Origin of the sequence: Desulfitobacterium sp. LBE (assembly GCF_007830365.1) — a bacterium.
Taxonomy (GTDB): Bacteria; Bacillota; Desulfitobacteriia; order Desulfitobacteriales; family Desulfitobacteriaceae; genus Desulfitobacterium; species Desulfitobacterium hafniense.
This window is the reverse complement of record NZ_VLKD01000001.1, coordinates 3887317-3909429: the sequence shown is the minus strand read 5'-3', so window position 1 is coordinate 3909429 and position 22113 is coordinate 3887317. Positions and strand designations below refer to the sequence as shown.

21 protein-coding genes and 2 pseudogenes are annotated in these 22113 nt (G+C 38.6%); 11 read left to right on the top strand and 12 right to left on the bottom strand.

The features are described 5' to 3' along the window. Nucleotides 1-12: 12 nt before the first annotated feature. From DESLBE_RS18595 to DESLBE_RS18565, 8 genes are all read right to left on the bottom strand, one after another. Complete coding sequence (locus tag DESLBE_RS18595) at nucleotides 13-1275, bottom strand: PD-(D/E)XK nuclease family protein (protein WP_144677855.1); 1263 nt, start codon at nucleotides 1273-1275, stop codon at nucleotides 13-15. Between the two features lie 5 nt (nucleotides 1276-1280). Further along, nucleotides 1281-2324, bottom strand: coding sequence for a PD-(D/E)XK nuclease family protein (locus tag DESLBE_RS18590; RefSeq protein ID WP_144677854.1), 1044 nt, complete (start codon nucleotides 2322-2324; stop codon nucleotides 1281-1283). 36 nt (nucleotides 2325-2360) lie between these two features. Beyond that, complete coding sequence (locus DESLBE_RS18585; RefSeq protein ID WP_144677853.1) at nucleotides 2361-2894, bottom strand: GIY-YIG nuclease family protein; 534 nt, start codon at nucleotides 2892-2894, stop codon at nucleotides 2361-2363. 68 nt (nucleotides 2895-2962) lie between these two features. Continuing rightward, nucleotides 2963-3538 carry an HD domain-containing protein gene (locus DESLBE_RS18580; protein ID WP_144677852.1) on the bottom strand — a complete coding sequence of 192 codons (576 nt, stop codon included), beginning with the start codon at nucleotides 3536-3538 and terminating at the stop codon, nucleotides 2963-2965. 31 nt (nucleotides 3539-3569) lie between these two features. Continuing rightward, nucleotides 3570-4877, bottom strand: a complete 1308-nt coding sequence (locus tag DESLBE_RS18575; RefSeq protein WP_144677851.1) for a DUF4139 domain-containing protein — start codon at nucleotides 4875-4877, stop codon at nucleotides 3570-3572. A 163-nt stretch (nucleotides 4878-5040) separates the two neighbouring features. Beyond that, complete coding sequence (locus tag DESLBE_RS27335; protein ID WP_282433889.1) at nucleotides 5041-5169, bottom strand: hypothetical protein; 129 nt, start codon at nucleotides 5167-5169, stop codon at nucleotides 5041-5043. Nucleotides 5170-5366: 197 nt separating this feature from the next. After that, nucleotides 5367-6056, bottom strand: a complete 690-nt coding sequence (locus DESLBE_RS18570; protein WP_144677850.1) for a GGDEF domain-containing protein — start codon at nucleotides 6054-6056, stop codon at nucleotides 5367-5369. Between the two features lie 219 nt (nucleotides 6057-6275). After that, nucleotides 6276-6605: a helix-turn-helix transcriptional regulator gene (locus DESLBE_RS18565; protein ID WP_144677849.1), complete on the bottom strand. Its 330-nt coding sequence runs from the start codon at nucleotides 6603-6605 to the stop codon at nucleotides 6276-6278. A gap of 488 nt (nucleotides 6606-7093) precedes the next feature. Between DESLBE_RS18565 and DESLBE_RS18560 the strand changes: the two genes are divergently transcribed. From DESLBE_RS18560 to DESLBE_RS18520, 8 genes and pseudogenes are all read left to right on the top strand, one after another. Then, nucleotides 7094-8287 carry an IS256-like element ISDha1 family transposase gene (locus DESLBE_RS18560; protein ID WP_011459365.1) on the top strand — a complete coding sequence of 398 codons (1194 nt, stop codon included), beginning with the start codon at nucleotides 7094-7096 and terminating at the stop codon, nucleotides 8285-8287. Between the two features lie 338 nt (nucleotides 8288-8625). After that, the gene (locus DESLBE_RS18550) at nucleotides 8626-10281 is read left to right on the top strand and encodes a reductive dehalogenase (protein WP_144677848.1); all 1656 of its coding nucleotides are present in this window, start codon (nucleotides 8626-8628) and stop codon (nucleotides 10279-10281) included. Nucleotides 10282-10343: 62 nt separating this feature from the next. Then, nucleotides 10344-10661: a hypothetical protein gene (locus DESLBE_RS18545; RefSeq protein WP_011460640.1), complete on the top strand. Its 318-nt coding sequence runs from the start codon at nucleotides 10344-10346 to the stop codon at nucleotides 10659-10661. 107 nt (nucleotides 10662-10768) lie between these two features. Further along, nucleotides 10769-12055, top strand: a complete 1287-nt coding sequence (locus tag DESLBE_RS18540) for a 4Fe-4S binding protein (RefSeq protein WP_144677847.1) — start codon at nucleotides 10769-10771, stop codon at nucleotides 12053-12055. A 127-nt stretch (nucleotides 12056-12182) separates the two neighbouring features. Beyond that, the gene (locus tag DESLBE_RS18535) at nucleotides 12183-13133 is read left to right on the top strand and encodes a trigger factor (protein WP_144677846.1); all 951 of its coding nucleotides are present in this window, start codon (nucleotides 12183-12185) and stop codon (nucleotides 13131-13133) included. Between the two features lie 155 nt (nucleotides 13134-13288). Next, a complete protein-coding gene (locus DESLBE_RS27330; RefSeq protein WP_144677845.1) occupies nucleotides 13289-14101 on the top strand; it encodes a methyl-accepting chemotaxis protein in 813 nt (270 codons plus the stop codon). Between the two features lie 92 nt (nucleotides 14102-14193). Beyond that, entirely contained in the window at nucleotides 14194-14394 is a 201-nt protein-coding gene (gene tatA / locus DESLBE_RS18525) for a twin-arginine translocase TatA/TatE family subunit (RefSeq protein WP_144678687.1), read from the top strand. Between the two features lie 45 nt (nucleotides 14395-14439). Further along, a pseudogene (locus DESLBE_RS18520) lies at nucleotides 14440-14980 on the top strand (twin-arginine translocase subunit TatC); the annotation flags it as partial. Nucleotides 14981-15078: 98 nt separating this feature from the next. Here the strand turns inward: DESLBE_RS18520 and DESLBE_RS18515 are convergent. Then, a complete protein-coding gene (locus tag DESLBE_RS18515) occupies nucleotides 15079-16659 on the bottom strand; it encodes an IS1634-like element ISDha15 family transposase (protein WP_015261909.1) in 1581 nt (526 codons plus the stop codon). 177 nt (nucleotides 16660-16836) lie between these two features. On the opposite strand from DESLBE_RS18515, the pseudogene DESLBE_RS18510 reads away from it, so the two are divergent. From DESLBE_RS18510 to DESLBE_RS18500, 3 genes and pseudogenes are all read left to right on the top strand, one after another. Beyond that, nucleotides 16837-17055 (top strand): annotated as a pseudogene (locus DESLBE_RS18510) (twin-arginine translocase subunit TatC); the annotation flags it as partial. Between the two features lie 17 nt (nucleotides 17056-17072). Beyond that, entirely contained in the window at nucleotides 17073-17411 is a 339-nt protein-coding gene (locus DESLBE_RS18505) for a twin-arginine translocase TatA/TatE family subunit (RefSeq protein WP_015261910.1), read from the top strand. An 83-nt stretch (nucleotides 17412-17494) separates the two neighbouring features. After that, nucleotides 17495-18688, top strand: a complete 1194-nt coding sequence (locus tag DESLBE_RS18500) for an IS256-like element ISDha1 family transposase (protein WP_011459365.1) — start codon at nucleotides 17495-17497, stop codon at nucleotides 18686-18688. 505 nt (nucleotides 18689-19193) lie between these two features. On the opposite strand, the gene DESLBE_RS18490 is transcribed toward DESLBE_RS18500, so the two are convergent. The 3 genes from DESLBE_RS18490 to DESLBE_RS18480 are packed head-to-tail and all read right to left on the bottom strand — an operon-like array spanning nucleotide 19194 to nucleotide 22024. Next, a complete protein-coding gene (locus DESLBE_RS18490) occupies nucleotides 19194-20552 on the bottom strand; it encodes an ADP-ribosylglycohydrolase family protein (RefSeq protein ID WP_144677844.1) in 1359 nt (452 codons plus the stop codon). Continuing rightward, entirely contained in the window at nucleotides 20549-20944 is a 396-nt protein-coding gene (locus DESLBE_RS18485) for a hypothetical protein (protein WP_144677843.1), read from the bottom strand. The genes DESLBE_RS18490 and DESLBE_RS18485 overlap by 4 nt, the downstream gene beginning before the upstream one ends. Before the next feature lie 48 nt (nucleotides 20945-20992). Further along, entirely contained in the window at nucleotides 20993-22024 is a 1032-nt protein-coding gene (locus DESLBE_RS18480) for a hypothetical protein (protein ID WP_144677842.1), read from the bottom strand. Nucleotides 22025-22113: the final 89 nt, after the last annotated feature.

Genomic DNA, 22113 nt, shown 5'->3' with positions numbered 1-22113 from the left:
ATAGTCTATCAATCATAACTCAGATTCTACCCGCCTTATAATAGGAGTAAGTTCTTCACAAATCCTTTTCGCTTCACTGTAAATATTGCCATAAAGTTCTATACAGTTTTCTGAAAATCTTTTAAAATTATAATCCTTACCGGATGAATCATAAATATAATCCCATATTAAGCTACCAGATGCTGCTCTTTTGATATTTTCAATATTATGTGCCTTACGAATAGCGTTAAGACATTTCTTATATATTTGCGGATGCAGTTTTCCAATATCTGCTTTTTCAATAATTTCACATTCTCCCTTTGTGGTAAATGCAAAGTAATAGTACAAACGGTCATCAATCTCAAATGCGAAGCAGAATTCATAATTACCAGAGTAACTCTTTACGAGATACCTTTGCCAAATTATTTCTTTAGCATTATAGTAATTTTCAATAGCTTCAAGTTCCATTTCATCAGAAGATATTTTTTTATAACCAGCTTTACGCATTTCGGATTCCAAAGCTTTAAATAGCTGTAAAATCACTCGGGATTTTGCAATATTTAGAGCACCATTAATATTGATAGCACTTTCCAAAGATTCCTTATCCATTAAGATAAGATTGGCAATTTCACTCATCATACCACCATCCTCGCAATCAATCTTACCACTCAGTTGACACACAAGTCTTTTATATTGCATAACTGTCTCATAGAGATTAGGATATTTAGTAGATTCGTCACAACACATTTCAAGCCAATGGTCAATTTCACTTGCATAACTAATTTGATAGATATCGTGTTTCAGTTTTCCTTTGCTTTGTTCTGTTGGCTCATGACCGTCAAGAGTAAGGTAAACAATGAATATCTTATTTTCATCACGCCTGCATTGATTTACAACGGTATTAAAGTACCTATCAAGCTGTGATTGCTGGTCATATGCATAAATTTTGTTTTCAATTATCATTGTATAGCCATCGGGGAGGTAAATCAGTAAATCAATGTTAAACCTTTCTCTATAAACGGTTGCTGTTAACAAATGTTCATCTAAAAAATGCGGCAATGGTGTACCAGCCTTATTTTCAAGTACATTCAAAAACAGAGAAAGATACTTTTGCTTCATTATGTGAGATCCTCTAGGATTAAGAAGCTCATAGATGAATCTTGAATGCAACATAACTTCTTCATCTTCCTCACGAAGGATTGTAAAGATGTTAAAAGAAGTCTTATCATCTGCTGTATTTGAATTGTATTCCTCAATTATTTTCTCAGTTTTATCAATGAGTTCTTTCTCTTTCAAAACTATCACCTCTTAAGTGAAAAATCTATTGTTTTGTTTTTGTATATGGTACATAGGCTTATTTCGCCCTTTCCTTGAATTTCAAGCTTAATAGAAAAACCCCTTGTCCCTGTACCGTTAAATTTCAAGTAGCTTAGCTTTTCCGCAAGAAGAAACAATTTTGAATAAAACGATAAAAGTTTCCAGTCCTCAATGCTTTGTGCCATCAGCATTAAAAAATCCTTGGCACCCTGCAAGGTTAATTCTTCAGTTTTATATTGTTTTATTTTATTTACCGCATTTGACCCAGAATGTATTTTAATTACATCTAAAACAGCGTCGAGTTGCTTTTCCTCCAATGTGGATGTATCTACTCTCCAAATTTGTCTTTTATTTTCACAAACCTCATTTCCAAAGGGCAACCTGCTCCTAATATCTATTTTTGCGTCAAAGAAGTAATCCTCAAGCCCTCTTTCTCCTACATCAATTTTATTGCTCTCCAAATCGGCTTCGCATTGCTGCAATATCCATTGTCTGTTTAACGAAACTATTAACTGTTGTTCCTCTGTCAGTATCTCATAGTGTTTATTTAAGAATGTGTGCATCTGTTCCCATGAGATATGTACAAACTGCTCTTTTATAAGCTCTTTGCCTTTTTTCGCTTCGTCTATTGTTTTCGGAGTTGCAATTCCTTTGAAATCATTATCTGCTGTAAACTGTGTCAGATAAATGAAATATACCTCATCATATACACTATCTTCAACCACCGCATTATAATATGTACTGATTTGCCCTTCGGTCGCACTTAGATAATCATGTACCTTTACTTCTATTAGTAAGGCATGCTTCTTGTCAGCATTCATAAACTCAATAAATATATCAATAGAACCTTTCTTTGGATATGCACGTTCTCTTTCAACAATAATCTTATCCGGCAGTAGATTAAACTGCTCCTTTATAAGTTGTAATATAATCTGTTCTTGATTTTTGAATATATCATACAGCATATAGCTTGACGATATTTCAGAATAAAACAATGGTGTCAATCCACTTCCGCTATATTTCTTCATCTCTTCCCCTCCAAATATTGTTTCTATGCTTATAATTCAATTGCGCAACTCGGACAAATACCTTCTGAACTCCTTATTAACTGGACATTTGTTCTTTGCAATATTCAATGGAGGATTTAATTCATCAATGAGTTTTGTTTCTAAATCAGATAAGCCAGTATCAACAAGCCAATAATACATAATCAGGTTCTCTTGCATCCATCTTGAAAGCTTTTGCTCACAATCAGGTTTAAACTTATATTTACCGCCTTTGTCATATAATCTATCTGCTTGCCATTTAAACAAAGAACCCAAGCTCTTTCGTAAGGTAGATTTCCTTGCTGTTCCATCAAAATGGTTTCGGTAATCTCTTTTTTTCAAACCCTGTGTTTCTGATATTCCAATATAAATAATAGGAAAACCATCCAGCTCAGGGAACACGACATCCACCATTATTTTCTCAAGACAATCCCTGTTTTTCGCACTTATCATATATATTCCCGTTTGATCCGGTAGATCATTGGGATTATCCTTCGATGGATTAAAACAATATTTTTTATTTGAATTAAGAATATCCAAAGCAGTTGGCATTGAAATTACCCCCCTTCTTAATATCGGCAATATGTAACAACTGCAAGTTTTGTTTTTTTCAAATCACATCATTTTTCAATAACAAAACCACTCCAACTATCGGCGTACTGCAAAAGTAATGTGAGTGGTACTTCATGGGTAGCACAAGAACGGTTGTCCTCAACATATTGTCCATCATGGTAGACAATTGCCTGCACTTCTTCCTCCTCCAAGCTGATATACTGAAGCGCTAAATATATACTCCTGACAGGTACACTCAAATAAATTAGGTCAGTGTTAAACCTATAAGGGGTACTGGCAGGATAGCCGTATTGTTTTTGCCTATCTGTTGGTTCATTTACAAAATACTGAGGATTTCCCGGCATACCAGTTTTTCCCAGGTCATGCAGCAACGCAACTATAACACAGCTTTCATCGGTAATATGCGGTGCTATGGCAGCCTTTATTCTCACCATGGTTTCAGCCACATTAACCGAGTGTTCCAAAAGTCCGCCCTCTTTGCACAAATGATACTTTGTACTTGCAGGCGCAGTCAGCCATGTGGTTTCATTTTCCATGAAGTTAATTAGTCTGTCAAATTGCTTTTTACGGTCTATAACAAGGGTTTTCAAGTTTTTATATCGTTCTAATACACTGTTCTCCATATCATATTCCTCACTCGTAAGAATTTAAAAATCATTTCTTTATAACAATTTCTGTACGCTGGTCAACTTTATATTCAAATTCTACCTTTATCTCACTGTCAGCCGGCACATTAATAGAGAACTCAATTAGACCTGAAGATTTCTTCGAATACTCATGTGTTGCAGAAACCATTTCCCAAATTCCCCATGCATAATGCTCGAAATGTACCTCTGCCTCCTCCGCCTTATGGTTCTTGATAACACACTCATATTTGTAGTGTTCAAATCCGTTTAATTTCTTTCTGTCAGATTCTGTGAAATCAAAGGTTATATCAAAAGCATTCCCTATCGATAGCTTGATTTCCTCATCCTTTGGTGTATGATCTATTTTGTCCTCACCTATAAATTCAAGTGAGTTATCGGCATCATCAGTTTTATACAGCTTGATCTTTCCCTTTGGTATTGCTATGCCTAATCCAGATTCCTTTTTATTTGAAAACTCAATAATGACGTTAGCCTTTTCTTCACGCAAATCAAGCCTATAGTATTTTTTATAAGGGATACCCAACCCATTCAAAATATTGATTTGTTTAGTCTGATTATCTTTCAATGTCGTCAGATTATTCAATGTATACATATGATAATCAAAAAAAGCTTTTTCTTCCGCTTGAGGTGCTGCAGAAGATTCACATACATACATTCGTCCTTCATAGTCGGTTTCCTCATCATCCTGAATTCTGTTGACATCTCCGGCAATAAGCTTTATTTTGGCATTTTCAAATGTTGCACCACTTTGATTTTCAATTTCTGCCCAGCCAGCAATGTTTAAAGTTTTTTCCAAAATCTCTACGACATAGTTTGCATTCCAATTGAAGCCCTTACTAAGATAGGATACCTTAACATCTTCAGATGTCGACTTCCCAATTTTCCATACAAGCGCAGGCTTTACTATAAGCCCTGATGGCAAGGAAGGGAGAACAAGCTCTGCCTGCGTATCGATATATATTTCCTTCGTATCACTGTCCTCTAATACGCATCTGCCAGCTCCTTCTATCGATAAAAGACGGCAGCTTTTCTTTTCACCGGTTTTTCTGTCTTTTAAATAGACTTCCTTATCAATATATTTTTTGAGGAGCTTACCCCTATCAATCAAGTCATAATCATAGTTGAACTCCAAGATATTCAAGCCCTCCGCCAAAAGAGAATCAGTTTCTATTTGCTGTGCTACATCAGCAAAAACAAGCTCAGTCTCAGCCCCCGTAAGGCATACGGTACGTGTTTCCTTGACAGCACCAAAGCCTCCATTGTAAATGGTCAATGATATGTCTTTTGTATCAGCTGCAGTAGATAGTTTTTTCATATTCTACACCTCCAATTCTATTATATCATGCACTGTGTACATTAAAACGGACAGTAAACTTAAGTTTTTCAAGTACCATCAAGCAGCTAAATCATCAAAGTTTTGCAAAAAAATCCCTATTAATGCAGAAGAGAGAGGAATGTCCTCTCTATCTCATTGAAAACTATTTTTTCTTTTTATCAAGATAAATCAAGAATGCAAGAAGTGCAACTATTAACAAAATGATAAGCGTCCCCTGAACAGGATGTTGTTTCAATGCTTCCATTAACTGCATAGTTTCCTGATAACGCAAAACTCAATCCCCCTATCTTTCATTTTCTAAGTACTCCAAGATCAATTTATCCATCCTTGTACTAATATCCAATATGATATTATAATTACAGTCATTTACTCCTAAATCAGTAACAACTGTATTTAAAAGATGTCTTATTTGTTCAATCTCAATCTTAAGTTCTGAATTATTTGACATAAAAATAGATACCACCTGTGTTAATTTTTGGGGATTTCTCCTAATAAGAGAGTTACTCCTACAACCTTATTCCTAACTGACTTTGCTTGGAATAATGCTTTATCAGCTTCTGCAAATAATATATCCATATCAATTGGTTTATCAATTGTTGCCAATCCAATGCACACAGTAACACCAAAACATTTTTGGGATTTCTCTATTGCCTTTCTTATCTTCTCCGCATATTTTAACGCTCCTTGGTTATCTGTATCAGGGAGGATAATAGCAAACTCTTCGCCTCCCCACCGTGCAATAGTATCAATCTCCCTAGAATTTTCTGTGAAAATTTTCGAAATCCGTGTGAGAAGCTTGTCCCCAGCTAAGTGCCCGTATCTATCATTTACCTTTTTAAAATGGTCAATATCAATTATGACTAATGAAAGTGCAGTCTTTGAACGATTCAACCTTTTTAGTTCTGATTCTAACTTTTCATAGAGGTATCTACGGTTATAAAGATCCGTGAGCGGGTCTTTATAGGCATAATAAATTATGTTTTTCATCCAGAGGCCGCAGAATATACTAATGACAGTTGAAAATGCAATAACACATATCCAAAAATAGTTATAGAAGGTTACTTGTATGCTGTAATAGGTAAAGCAAACAATGGAACTTACTAACAATCCCCCTAACCCCATAAAAATAGGAATATTCTTATATAAAGCATTTTTCATACAAAAAGATCACCTCACCTATTAATTATCTCTATTTATCAACAATATTTTACTTTACTCTTTCTAAACATTATAGCAACATATTTTACAGGTATTAGCATTTTATCATTCCATTTTACACCAAAAGTCCCTAACAGTAAACATCAATTGTCACTCTCAGTACTTATTGTCAATATAAAACGGGGGTAGATTACCCATTCTAGGTGCTCTACCCCTATTTCAACCTCTTTTTTTATGAACTAACATAGCTCGAATAATATCGTTTAACAAACTTATTTGTCCTTCCGATAGTTTATTAGCTAATAGCTCCTCTTCTAACCTTTCAGGACTTTTATCACTATCTCTATGACCGAATGCAAGATAATCTAGTGTAGTGTTTAAAGCAATTGATAGATTCACAATCGTCTCAAATGAAAATCGCTTTTCACCTCGTTCTATCTTGCCTTCATATTGAGGTGATATATCAATGCTTTCAGCAAGTTGAAATTGTGTAAGTCCCATTTTATTTCGTTCTTGTTTTATTCTTTCTCCGATAGCCTTATAGTCCATTTCTCAACCTCCTGTAATAATAAACATACAGGGAAGTTTTTGAAATAAAAACAGTCCATTGGTAAACATTATTCTTTACTATAAGGTCACATTATTTTTCACTGATCTTCCAATGAGATTCAATCGGAATCGAATCCGAAACTATAGCATTGTGTCCAATCAATAATAATGACTAGTTATCTGGTTTCTAATATGTTGTAAGCTTTAAATCTTAAAACTCTGATGATATAATTCCATCGAACATTAACCAAAGTATTCATCCTTAAATCATATTGCAACTAAGCATAAACTAAAGATGTGTCACTAAATTAGCAAGTGCCATTGTCTTGAAAATCATAGATATTATATATTAATTGAATTTACAATAAAGTTTACAAGCGAGAGAAAATGATAGAGTACAATTAAGTTCGCAAAAGTAAAAAAGGAAAAGCCATCGGTAACTCCGAAAAGGTAAGTGCTGAAGCAAACCAAAAAGGAGTTGTTAACCGATGGCTTACCCAAATTCTACCGTACCTTTTGAAAAAATGCTAATGAAATTTGTAACCGAAGAAGATCCCATGCAGGCTATGTTAAAATGGCTCTGCGAAAGGCTGATGGAAGCAGAAGTGGATGCAAAGCTAGGTGCTGAAAAATCAGAACGGTCTACTGAACGTCAAGGGTATCGATCAGGCTATCGCGTTCGCCGTTTCGATACCCGGATGGGGACACTGTATTTAATGGTACCCAAACTGCGAAATGGCGGCTATATCCCTTTCTTTGTGGAAGGTAAGAAACGTTCTGAATTGGCCTTGATGAATGTGATTCAAGAAGCCTATGTTAATGGCGTATCCACCCGTAAAATAGAGAAACTCACTAAGTCCTTAGGCATTGACTCCATGTCACGAAGTCAGGTATCAAGCATCGCTAAAGAACTGAACGAACAGGTTGAAGCCTTTCGTAATCGAAGTCTCGATAAAGTCTATCCCGTACTCTGGGTGGATGCTCTCTATGAGAAAATCCGAGATGATCGAAGGGTCAAAAATATGGCAGTGCTGATTGTAACGGGTATTGATCTAGAAGGCAAACGAGATATTCTGGCCGTAGAGCCCATGCCAGAAGAGTCCACAGCAACCTACACCAGTCTCTTCGAAAAGTTAAAGTCACGAGGACTAGAGAAAGTCTGGCTGGTTGTCTCAGATGCCCATAAAGGGTTAGTTAAAGCTGTTCAAGAGTCCTTTATCGGGTGTTCCTGGCAACGCTGTAAAGTGCATTTTATGCGGAACATCCTCGCTCATATATCCGGTCGAGATAAGCAAGCGTTTGCTAATAAACTAAAGCAAATCTGGCTTCAACCAGACTATAGCAGTGCAAAGAAATACGCTAATTCTCTGATGGATGAGTTTGAGGCCAAATATCCTGAAGCCATTAAAACTCTGGAAGAAGGGTTGGAAGACTCACTACAGTTTTTCAGCTTTGCAGAGATTGATTCAAGAAAGATCGCGTCAACCAACCTGCTGGAAAGACTCAACCGAGAAGTACGTAGAAGAACCCGGGTGGTTGGGATATTCCCAAGTATGGATTCCTATATTCGGCTAGTAACCAGCTACCTTATTGAGTATAGCGAAGACTGGTGCAGTGGCCGATCCTATATCAATCCAAAAATCATCACTTCGATTGAGCAGGAACGTTCAAAAGCTGCGTAAGCCTTAATCATTAATTCAGAAAAGCATGACGCTCGGCGCTAGCCAAGCAAACTCTCTTTGATTTAGGGTTACTCTTTGGGGTGAAAGAGACTTTGCCGTCTTCAAGCGTTTTGGTAGGGTGCACGTGTCAATGGGATGATGCCGAGCATATCCTCGGCCTGACGGCCTCCGGTATCCCTCGCATCACCCTTGACACTCTTCCCAACTTACGCTTTTACATAAAACATTTAGCCTTAAGGGGTTCTGATGGTTTTTGCGAACATTTCTTGACACTATCAATAGAATAGTTTTATAATAATTTAAAGGACATGCAATTATTATTAAGGAGGAAGATTCGAATGGGAGAAATCAACAGGAGGAATTTTTTAAAAGCCTCGATGCTTGGAGCAGCTGCAGCTGCTGTAGCCTCGGCATCTGCGGTGAAGGGGGTCGTTAGTCCCTTGGTGGCTGATGCTGCGGACATCGTGGCTCCGATCACGGAAACCTCGGAATTTCCATACAAGGTGGATGCAAAGTACCAACGTTACAATAGTCTGAATAACTTCTTTGAAAAGACTTTCGACCCGGAAGCAAACAAGACTCCTATTAAGTTTCATTACGACGATGTTTCCAAAATCACAGGCAAGAAAGATACGGGGAAAGACCTGCCCACGCTAAATGCGGAAAGACTTGGGATCAAAGGGCGTCCAGCGACACATACAGAAACAAGCATTCTTTTCCAGACTCAACATTTGGGTGCCATGTTAACCCAGCGCCATAATGAAACAGGCTGGACCGGGTTGGATGAGGCCTTGAACGCCGGCGCCTGGGCTGTAGAATTTGATTATTCCGGATTTAACGCAACAGGTGGTGGTCCGGGAAGTGTAATCCCGCTTTATCCCATAAATCCTATGACCAATGAAATAGCTAATGAGCCTGTCATGGTACCCGGTTTGTACAACTGGGACAATATCGATGTTGAAAGTGTGCGACAACAAGGCCAACAGTGGAAATTCGAATCAAAGGAAGAAGCCAGTAAAATGGTTAAAAAGGCAACCCGTCTCCTGGGAGCCGATCTAGTCGGCATCGCACCCTATGACGAGCGTTGGACCTATTCTACCTGGGGCAGGAAGATTCTAAAACCTTGTAAAATGCCCAACGGCAGAACCAAATATCTGCCATGGGATTTGCCAAAGATGCTGTCAGGCGGGGGAGTAGAAGTTTTCGGACATGCAAAATTTGAACCTGATTGGGAGAAGTATGCAGGTTTCAAACCAAAAAGTGTGATTGTCTTCGTTCTTGAAGAGGATTACGAAGCTATACGCACCTCACCGTCAGTCATTTCCAGTGCCACGGTGGGGAAAAGTTACTCCAATATGGCAGAAGTAGCTTACAAAATCGCGGTTTTTCTGAGGAAGCTTGGCTATTATGCAGCGCCGTCAGGAAACGATACCGGATTGAGTGTTCCTATGGCCGTTCAGGCCGGGCTTGGAGAAGCAGGCAGAAACGGACTTTTAATTACCCAGAAATTCGGTCCGAGACATCGCATCGCCAAAGTCTACACCGACCTGGAACTTGCTCCGGACAAGCCGAGAAAATTCGGGGTACGCGAGTTCTGCCGCCTGTGCAAAAAATGTGCGGATGCCTGCCCCGCCCAGGCCATCTCCCATGAGAAAGACCCTAAGGTTCTGCAGCCAGAGGATTGTGAGGTAGCCGAAAATCCATATACTGAAAAATGGCATGTTGATTCCAACCGTTGCGGCTCTTTCTGGGCCTATAACGGTAGTCCCTGCTCAAATTGTGTGGCTGTATGTTCGTATAACAAAGTCGAGACCTGGAACCACGATGTGTCCAGAATAGCCACCCAAATTCCATTGCTTCAGGATGCAGCCCGCAAGTTTGATGAGTGGTTCGGCTATAACGGGCCTGTAAACCCTGATGAAAGACTTGAATCGGGTTATGTTCAGAACATGGTCAAAGACTTCTGGAATAATCCTGAGTCTATAAAACAATAGTGATTTCAATGTCAAATATATTAATCAAAAGGAGAAAATTATTATAAGGAGTGAAAGGTATTATGAATATATATGATGTGCTGATTTGGATGGCACTGGGTATGACTGCATTGCTTATCCAATACGGGATCTGGCGGTATCTGAAAGGGAAGGGCAAAGATACCATACCTCTTCAAATCTGCGGGTTCCTCGCCAACTTTTTCTTTATATTTGCTTTGGCCTGGGGATATTCCAGCTTTTCGGAGCGTGAATACCAAGCTATTGGCATGGGATTTATCTTCTTCGGAGGCACGGCACTTATTCCTGCGATTATTACTTACAGGCTGGCTAACCATCCGGCAAAAAAAATCAGAGAAAGTTCGGATTCTATTTCTGCTTAGCAATTAGAGCATCAAGCCATAGGATTAATGAGGCCAATAAGTGTCTCTTCAGATACTTATTGGCTCATCTCAATATTCTTCATAATTTTTTAAGAGGTTGAAAAACTGTGAAAACAAAGAAAAATAAAGCAGTGTTGGAAAATAGAAGAGGATGGGAATACTATTATCAATTTTCTTTACTTCTCACTGCCATAATAGCTATTTTATATGGTGTGTTCTGGGCTCCTCAATCGGTTGATTACAAGGGAATCATCCAAAAAAATGTTCTCGGCGTTATATCCATAGAAAAAATGATAGGGATTCAGCATGCCTATAAAATCGATACGGCACAGGGGCGTTACTATGCAGTATGTGATTCGGCTATAGGATATCAATCCAGAGTTGAGGCTATGACTATCGTCAACGATAAGGGCCTTATAGAGAAAGTTATTATTACGAAACAGGGAGAGACTCCGGTTTTTTTTGAAAGGCTCACAAACCAAAAGTATTTTGACGGCTTTCAAGGTCTTTCAATCAAAGAGCCTATTTATTTAGGAGGAGCATATGGATATTCGGGATATCTGGGTAGTATAAAAACAAATAATTATATTGACACGGTAACAGGTTCAACAGTGTCGTCACATGCTGTGGCTGAGGCTGTGAACAAAGGGAATTCTTATTTATCAGGGCAATTTTTTAACACCCAATGGGCCAACCCTTACGATTTATTCCAGCTTAGCTGGAAGGATATGGCCATGATTGCGATGTTTTTAATTGCGTTTGCCTCAGCCTTTATCAAGAAGCTCGTAAAAATACGTCTGGCATTCCTGCTGGTTAGTGTCGTGGTGCTTGGTTTTCTCGTTAATCAGTTTGTGACAGGCAGCTTGCTTCTTTCAGCAATTACGTTGCAGATTCCCAGGATAACTAACCTGAAATGGTATGTGCTTATGGCCGGGTCTCTCGGATTTATTATCCTTTTGGGAAAAAATCTGTATTGCGCTTGGATTTGTCCTTTTGGGGCAGTACAGGAGATTCTTAACAAGGCTGCAGGGTTCAAATCTCTGAATATTTCCCAGAAGACTATTAAAATACTCAGGCTGGTGGCTCCGACCATTTTATGGGTTGCACTTCTGCTGGGCACATTACTGGGTGACTATGGGACATTGGATTACCAGCCTTTTGGCGCACTCTTCCTGTTCAAATCGGTATGGTTAATGTGGTTGATGTTACCGATCTTCTTGTTTATGAGCTTATTTATTAGCCGTTTTTATTGTAAATTCTTCTGTCCGGTAGGATTTATTTTCAATTTGCTTAACCGTTGGCGAAATGAGGAGGTAAGAATATGGAAACAGAGAGTAGATCGATTGAAACGCAAAAAAAAGGAAGAACAAGAGACCTGGTCTTCACACTCTTGATCCTTATTTTAGCAGTCGCCCATTTTGTTGTAATGCTTCAGTCAGTAGGAATCCTGAGGGCTGACCGTTGAAATTTTCCTGAGAAAGTAGCGTATCAAATAGACATAACGAGGGAGGAATCGTGATAATGAAACAGTTCGAACTTGGACAATATAAGGGTCTAAATGTCAAGCGTTTTGATACAACAGTCCAAGAAGAGGAGATTCAGCAAGCCTTAGATTATATCATAGGCTCTTTTGATGAAATTGAAGAAGAAAAAAGAAATGAGCCTATTAAAACAAACGATTATGTAATCGTGGATATTGACGGTTATGAAAAGGATGCAACAGTACCGGTTATAAGAAACATCGATACAAAATTAATAGTCGGCAGTGAAGGTGTATTTCGAGAAGTTAGTGCAAATCTCCTAGGGAAGAAAATGGGCGACACAGTGACCTTTGAGACTGTTATTCAGCCCGATGCCTTAGAATTTCAGCGTTGGTGGGGAAGCGAGTTTACATTTACCGTTAAGATTAAGAGCGTTTTTGTGGTGAAGAAACCAGAATTGACTGAAGAATTAATTAGGAAAGTTGAACCTGATCTAAAAAACCTGAAAGACTTAAAAAATATGCTTGCCCTAAAAATCACTCACGAAAAAGAGGGGAAGGAACGGGAGGCAAATATTCTCTTGATTTTTCAAGCTTTAGTTAAACAATGTAAGTATGAATTTGATGAAGAAGAATTGGATTCAGCTGCTGAAGATTTATATAAGAAATTTACTGAAGAACTCAAAATAGTTGATGATATGGAACTTCTGGAATATTTGATCCATAGAAAAATAACCGCAGACCAATTGCTGGCCGAATGTAAGGAAGAGGCATCCAGAAGGATTCTCTGGGAACTTATGATAAATTCTGTTATTGAGAAAGAAGAGATAAATCTTACTCCGGATGAAATCAAATATCTTGAAAAGCGAATTAACGAAAGCCGACAAAACGGTCAACTCCCCGAAGAGTTTATGGACATCAATTTTTTACTGGCATCGTATTTACGAAAAAAAACAATAGACTATTTGCTAAAAATCAATTTGGCAAGTTAATCTATCCTATCTTTTAAGATTATTACCACCACCGCGAATCGCGTCATAATTATAAAGCTGGTAGAAATAGCAGTAGAAAGCAGAGCACACCAACAGATGGCTTGTGAAGAATTGGCATAACGGTACGAACATTGTTGTGAAAGGTGTTATCAAGATTGAAACTAGAATCCTTTGTTGATATAGCGAGTGAAATTCAAAAACTATTTAATGAAGATGTTATTATCGGAGTAAGCGATACCGAAAAGATGCTTGCCGTTTTTAACGGGAAAAAGCTCATGCTTCATGCAAAAGCAGGTGATGTACTAAAAGAGGGTATGCCCGGTCTCATTGCGATGCAAACTGGGCAAAGAGTAGTGAAAAAAATCCCGAAAGAAGTTGCTGGTATTCCTCACATCGGTATAGGCTTACCAGTATATGATGAGGGAAAAATTGTTGGCAGTGTCATGGTGGGTATTTCCGATGAACGTTTTGACACTTTAATGGATGCTGGTCAAGGGGTTTTGGCCGCGGTTCAAGAAATCTCTGCATCAACGGATAACTTATCTAACGAATCACATGAAATTCTCGTGAATACAAAAGCAATGGCTCGTGAAATCGCACAAGTCAACTCTGATGTTGAACATATAAATGTCGTTCTTAACAAGATTAAGAGCATTTCGATGCAGACAAACATTTTAGGATTGAATGCTTCGATCGAATCTGCTCGGGTGGGCAAACTCGGTCGTGGATTTGCAGTTGTCGCAGATGAAGTGCGGAAGCTTTCAGAAAACACCAAATTATTAACAAAAGAAATAGATCAGGATTTAGAGAAAGTAAGGAAGTCAGTTTCCTCCTTAGTCACAGAAATTGGGCAATTTAGTAGAGTCATCGAAGTCCAGGCCGACGGGACTGAGGAGGTAACACGTGCAGTTGGTCAAATTGTTGAGATGGCTGGAAAGCTGGTTGAAATGGGTCGGGTAGATTATTAGATCTAGTCCACTGTAAGTTTTAACGCAGAATATCTTGCATCTCGAATATGGTTAAAATGAAATATTGTTTAATATGATGGAGGTGATAAATGATGCTTGCAACATTTGGATTTCTAACACCAGTGACAATGGGGATTGTGCTTGTTACAGCTTTGGTCATCTTTGGACCGGGTAAGTTGCCGGAATTAGGGAAATCGCTGGGTAATGGTATTAGAGAATTTAAATCTGCGACCGCAGAAGAAGAGAAAACAGAAGATAATATTGTCGCTAAAACCGAAAAAGATCCTGCCTAAGCAGTTGACTACCTAAAATGAGCGCAAAAAGGAAGTAAAGCAGAAGTGCGAAGGCGACAACGTAATGACGACAATATGCCGTTAACAGACCATTTAAGAGACTTACGGAAAGTGCTTGTCGTAGCTGCGTACGCCATTGCTGGGGGTACGGTATTAGGATGGTTTGTAAGTGATCTTACCTTTGCCTATTTAGCACGTCCGGTATCTTTGCTGGGAGATATCACGTTTATTACTACAACGCCGATGGAACCAATGTTGGTTAAGATTAAGGTTTCTGTGATTTTTGGTGTCGCTCTTGCACTCCCTGTTCTAATGTGGAAAATTTGGAGTTTTGTATTGCCAGCTCTAAAACAAAATGAGCGTAAGTATTTATACTTTATTGTGCCAACCTCTGTACTTCTTTTTATTGGAAGGGGCCGCTTTCTGTTTATATGTAATAATACCTATCGGGATTAAGTTTCTTCTTAATGCTGGAAGCGGAGCTGTTCAGTCCACACCATTTGTGACGAAAACGTCATACATTAGCTTTCTGTTGAGCTTCTTGTTAACATTTGGGCTGGTGTTTCAACTTCCTATCATATTACTCGAGTTTGACACCTCGAAAGCTGTAACTATTGAATTTCAAGGGCTTCCAAACTTTAGATTTGCGCATACCACTACAATTCCCTGTTTGTGGGAATTCATCTATACCTTTTGAACTCTTTCTGGAATCCTTGCCCCGACTGCTTTAAATGCGATCGCTGCAGCGCCATGAACCTCGGTTCGTACTAAGTGTTCCTGATCTTTAACTTTAATTTTAACGGCATGGACTTTCCTTAGCGCACGAATTACTTCGGTATAGCCGTATTCACTTTCGCAATTCATAAGAAGCTTTTGAAACTTGATCTGCATTACGAGTGCGAGAAAGCAAAGCATAATGTGTCCGCAGATCCGCCGTTCCGTCCAGTGGTAGACCGGACGTAAATCGAGCGTACTCTTGAGATTTCGAAACGCACGTTCAATTTGCCATAAGTCTCGATAAGCGGTCGCGACTTCCTCTGTAGGAAGCTGAGTATTCGTTTGCAATATGTATAGACCATCAAAAAGAGCTGCTTGTTTTAGTTTTTCCTTATTAATCGTTGCCGCATCCTGTGTGACGTTGATGTACTTTTTGTATTCGCTGTTCCCGATTAAATCCTTAATATTCCCGTGTTCAAGCTTGCTACGAAGTTTAATCTCAATCTTTTCTCGAACGGCTTGATCTCGTTTAGCCTCTTCTTCGTTTAAACAAACAATATATCGATCTCCTCCGAGGGTAACTTCTTTTACCTTGAGGTTATCCTTAACAAGAGTATACGGTTCAGGGGAAGCTACGATTTCAGGGCCAACTTTAACATTTCGCATCCGAACTCCCAGGATGTATTGAAGGTTCAATTTCTCGAGAAGCTCTAAGGTCCGCTTGCCCATCATGCCCCGATCCCCAACAACAATAACACGTTGGATATTAAATCGTTTTTTCAAATCACTGACCGCTTCAATAAATGCATCTGTATCCGGGGTATTCCCAGGGAAGACATGATGAGCAATGGGAATTCCATCCCTCGACATCAGCATTCCAATCATAACTTGGAGACGATCCGGCCGATGGTCCTTGGAATGGCCATATTCGAGAAGGTCGAAAGCCCCTGCGTCTCCTTCCACATACGTGGAGGTCGTGTCAAAGAAAACGAGATCCAGTTGACGGGTAAATAGGTCGGTATGATGGTAGAAAAGTTTCTCTTCAATCATTTCCTTGTTTTCATCCAAGAAGTCGATCGCTCGATAGAAATGATGAAGCTTCAAACTCTCTAACTCTGGGCGATGGACGGAATCTTTCCAATCGCTGACTCCCAGTTTACTGGTGGGCTCCGTTAAGCGATTTAAAACCATACAGAAGATGGCTTCTTGTACATCCACACTTAATTCTCTCTCGCAAAAGAGTTGAGCCAGTATTTCATGAAGTCCAAGGTTTTCCCAGAGTCGACGAAAGACCAAAGAGGGTCCATACTCTTTACTCCAGTCTGCAAAGAGATCTTCAGCGGCATCCACCACAGCAAGTTTATCGGAGAACTTCGCAAGAGAGCGAATCAGGTCGTCAAGTTTCCCATTTTGGAGATCCTCCACTCTCCCCAAGTTACAAAGGACTTTTTGACGAACCTTACCCTCTTCACGACGGCTCTCACAGATTTGAAGGTAACGGCGTTCCGAGCCGTCCCGATTGTAGGCTGTTTTAATACGTGCAAACATAGCAACACCATTATACCACTTAAATCGAGGTGATAACAGTAATTATTTGCCAACGTGCGGCACTACATTCTAAAGTTTCAGCGGTTTTTTGGAAGGATTTTTAGCTTTGAATCCGCATGAAAAGCCATAATTAAAAATTAACAGCAACAAAATTTTCGTTGTTGCTGTCAAACTCGAGTATTACTAATCTTAATTAAAATTGGAGTATTATCCCCAAAAACGTTAGCAAAAAAGAGGCGCTGGGCGATATTGGCGATTGTCATTTTAGCGGCCATTGTTTCTCCAACCCCAGATTTATTCTCACAATTTCTCATGGCTGCTCCGATGTATCTCCTCTATGAAATCAGTATCTGGCTTGGGTACCTAATTAGGAAAAGAGAAAAAAGCCAAGCGTGAAATAAGGGAGGCAAGACATGGGCTTTACTGAAATCTTCTTAATTATGACTATCGCGCTTATTTTATTTGGGCCTGAAGAGTTGCCGGGCATTGCACGGAGGGTAGCTAAAGTTATTATGGAAGTTCGCAAGTTTAGTAATGAATCAACCAAAGAATTACAGAAATCTGTTGCTAGCCCTGTTAATATATTTACCAAAGCATTTGAACATTCGGTTTCTCCGCGTGTAGCCGAAAAGGAATCATATGATTTACAAGAAAAATTGGTTCCTAATGAAAAATTATTATCACACGATGATGAATGTACGATCAGTGATCAATTGCCAACGTCATTGGTACAAGAGATAGAGTACAATTAAGTTCGCAAAAGTAAAAAAGGAAAAGCCATCGGTAACTCCGAAAAGGTAAGTGCTGAAGCAAACCAAAAAGGAGTTGTTAACCGATGGCTTACCCAAATTCTACCGTACCTTTTGAAAAAATGCTAATGAAATTTGTAACCGAAGAAGATCCCATGCAGGCTATGTTAAAATGGCTCTGCGAAAGGCTGATGGAAGCAGAAGTGGATGCAAAGCTAGGTGCTGAAAAATCAGAACGGTCTACTGAACGTCAAGGGTATCGATCAGGCTATCGCGTTCGCCGTTTCGATACCCGGATGGGGACACTGTATTTAATGGTACCCAAACTGCGAAATGGCGGCTATATCCCTTTCTTTGTGGAAGGTAAGAAACGTTCTGAATTGGCCTTGATGAATGTGATTCAAGAAGCCTATGTTAATGGCGTATCCACCCGTAAAATAGAGAAACTCACTAAGTCCTTAGGCATTGACTCCATGTCACGAAGTCAGGTATCAAGCATCGCTAAAGAACTGAACGAACAGGTTGAAGCCTTTCGTAATCGAAGTCTCGATAAAGTCTATCCCGTACTCTGGGTGGATGCTCTCTATGAGAAAATCCGAGATGATCGAAGGGTCAAAAATATGGCAGTGCTGATTGTAACGGGTATTGATCTAGAAGGCAAACGAGATATTCTGGCCGTAGAGCCCATGCCAGAAGAGTCCACAGCAACCTACACCAGTCTCTTCGAAAAGTTAAAGTCACGAGGACTAGAGAAAGTCTGGCTGGTTGTCTCAGATGCCCATAAAGGGTTAGTTAAAGCTGTTCAAGAGTCCTTTATCGGGTGTTCCTGGCAACGCTGTAAAGTGCATTTTATGCGGAACATCCTCGCTCATATATCCGGTCGAGATAAGCAAGCGTTTGCTAATAAACTAAAGCAAATCTGGCTTCAACCAGACTATAGCAGTGCAAAGAAATACGCTAATTCTCTGATGGATGAGTTTGAGGCCAAATATCCTGAAGCCATTAAAACTCTGGAAGAAGGGTTGGAAGACTCACTACAGTTTTTCAGCTTTGCAGAGATTGATTCAAGAAAGATCGCGTCAACCAACCTGCTGGAAAGACTCAACCGAGAAGTACGTAGAAGAACCCGGGTGGTTGGGATATTCCCAAGTATGGATTCCTATATTCGGCTAGTAACCAGCTACCTTATTGAGTATAGCGAAGACTGGTGCAGTGGCCGATCCTATATCAATCCAAAAATCATCACTTCGATTGAGCAGGAACGTTCAAAAGCTGCGTAAGCCTTAATCATTAATTCAGAAAAGCATGACGCTCGGCGCTAGCCAAGCAAACTCTCTTTGATTTAGGGTTACTCTTTGGGGTGAAAGAGACTTTGCCGTCTTCAAGCGTTTTGGTAGGGTGCACGTGTCAATGGGATGATGCCGAGCATATCCTCGGCCTGACGGCCTCCGGTATCCCTCGCATCACCCTTGACACTCTTCCCAACTTACGCTTTTACATAAAACATTTAGCCTTAAGGGGTTCTGATGGTTTTTGCGAACATTTCTTGACACTATCGAGAAAATAACCCTCACTTTTTTCAATGTAACAAACAACCTCCATGAATTTTGCTAAATACTTGAAGCTAATTGTCCTCAGGTACTCAAAGTTTAAGGAGGTAAAATCTAAATGACTAATCTATTAACAAAAGAATGGTTTGTTCAGAGAGGCTTTTCCTCAAAATAGATTCATATTTATTTTTGAGGAAATCTCCGTATTGTATCATTTAATAGAAAACCCTGTAGTCTACATTTTGAACATTTCTGATAATAACCGCTGTAGCCTATTTAATATTTTCAGAAATGTCTTATCTTCTACTGCTGACTCCCATAATCCATCACAAAATCGTTCCTGCCGAACATACCCAGTAAGAATCGCCTTTGTAAGTTCAAAATCAGCAGTATCAATTGCAGAATTCATCTGTTCTGTACCATCAATCCCCCGTTTATGAATAATATCGAGATAGTCATAGCACATGATGTTAGATTTATAGATTGCTTGAATAAAATCATGTAATGTCCGTTCATAATCAGGATATGGCATCGTTAAATGATTATCTCCAAGCTTTTCACCGCCACCCCAATGACATACATCTTCTTTATTTACAGTTTCAAAATATGGAATAAATGCGCTTAACTTTTCAATACTGCTTCTAATTGATGATAAATAGAGCTGATTGCTTAAACTTTCAACATATTCACGTTTTACTATTGTATCTAGCCATTCACACGGAATGTTTTCATAGCCATAATATAGACCAGCTAGTCCACCTGCCACAGCTGCGACGGTATCCGTATCTTCTCCAAGGTTCACAGCCATGAGAATACAATCCTTGTAGGTGTTTGAATTAAGCAAACACCAAATAGCTGCTTCCAATGTGTCCACGACATATCCACTGCTCTTAATATCCTTTTTGTCCAACTTTTCGAAACCTTTTGCAAAAATCTTATCAAAATGAGAAAGTTCATCTTTAAACTCTGTTTGTTTTCTATAATACTCTGAGGCTTTATAGATGCCTAATTCCATAGCTATTTTCAGATCCATGCTACCTAATAACATCGATGCAACTGAAATATATATTCCACAGGCTATTTTGCTACGCTTGTGAGCATGTGTTAGTGATGAAACATTATGAATAACACTAAACGCTTCATCGATCTCATAAAAGTCAGTTCCATAAATAGACTGAATATAAAATAAAATCGGAAGTATTCGCATAAGTGAACCATTTCCATTATCACGTTCATTTAAACCACCGCATCTTAATGGTTCTATCCCATCAGAAAACCGTTTTATAGCGTTTCTTGTTGATATGCCTACATCAAAAACCTCTCCATAGGGCGTATATGAACCTTTATCAAACCACATTAAGAATTTGGACATAACATCATTATAATCCAGTCCCTTGATAAGGCTGTCTACAAGACACAGAGTCATGCTTGTGTCATCAGACCATGTACCCACAGGCTGATAATGTGTACCAAAACCTCGCATACCTATAACAGGATTCATTTTAAGCTTTTCTCTGCTCATAAATTCGACTGGTACACCTAATGCATCAGCAACACACAAACCCATTATTCCATCCAATACATTATTCTTCATTCTCTAACCTCTTTTGCTTCATAAATTACTACACCGCCTAGTGCAAGTATTTCTTTTAAGTCGCTAATATCAATTTCCTCAATTTCTTCAAACGGGCAATAGGCATTCCACTGTCCGGAATAAGGATAGTACCAAGGAAATGATTCTATTGATTTTAAATCTTTTGAGATAAGGAAATGAAGACAATCTGATTCATTCTTAATTTGTTCCTCATTATTTTCTTTTGGCTCCCAATTTTTCATACTTTCTTCAATCTGTGATGCAGATAAATAGGTAAACACCTTGTTCTTGGCTTCATCAATTGTGCATTGAACCCAATAGGAATCCATCGCATCATTAGTCCATTGTTTATTAAGAAATCTGCATTTAGGCCATATTAATTTAATCTTCATACTCCACTCCCTTTCTAAACAATCAACTATTGGCAAAAACACTAACTATTACCCTACGTTCCATTCTTTCGTCTTAAGCAATTCAGCAATTTCATCAACTGTCATTTCTTTCTTAAAGTCTTCTACCTCTCCTAAGTCAATATATCTTGTGCCCATAAGCCCGCCTTTACTTTTCTTTGCATACTCCGTAATAAAATATTCATTAACAAAGAAAAACCTTTGACCTTCATTGAAAGCATGAGCGTATTTATCTCTTGCATCATGTATTACTTTCTTCAATGTATCCATCATATGATCGGACAATATTCCATATTGAACCTCTATAATTTTGATACTATCTGTACTATTATCGTGAGAAGCATCAACACAGCAGATTGTTTCACCAATAGCTCTGACTGCTTTATTCTTATACAAACCAATATATTTTGTATTTTTGAATCCTCTATCAATTGGATTGTAATAAATATTGTTTTTCAGGTTATCTTCAAAGGTCTGACCAGTTAGAACGACCCTGATTTTTGTATCTGCATTGTCTATTAAATCACACTCATCACAAAAGCCTTCAAAATCCTCAATCAGTGCTTTCATTTCAAAGTCATATTCTTGAAGTGTTTCATTAAAGCAAGTACAAATATCCTTAAAAGTTGTTGAAGCAAATCCAATATTCGAATCATTATCGTCATTGAATTTATTAAGATGGCTAATTATATTTTCATAATACTTTTTTGAAATTGAATTTTTATTAATCCATAGGAAAATCTGTTTATCCTCATTCTCAAATGCATTCCAATGATTTTTAATCTGCTTAATCTCTTCTTGTCCATATAGCTTTGTTTCGATAATAATCTTAAAGCTTTCCTGCTCTATCATTCCATCAGGTATACTACCTTTACCTTTTTCTTGTTGCTTAAAGCGAACTGTAGTATCAAGCTCTATCCCACTTTCCTCTAGAAAAGCATTAATAAATCTTCTGAACTTTTCAGGACTATTATTGTATAGCCGGCTAAAAAGAAGCATGGTGTTGTTGGTTACCATATTCTCTTTTTGTGAGTACCGTGGGAAGTAATGTATATTTGACATTTTTTACTCCTTCATTCTATAGCTTTATTTCAAATCACAAGTCAGAATAATTCGGGAATGTAAATCCTCTATATAATTATATCAAAATG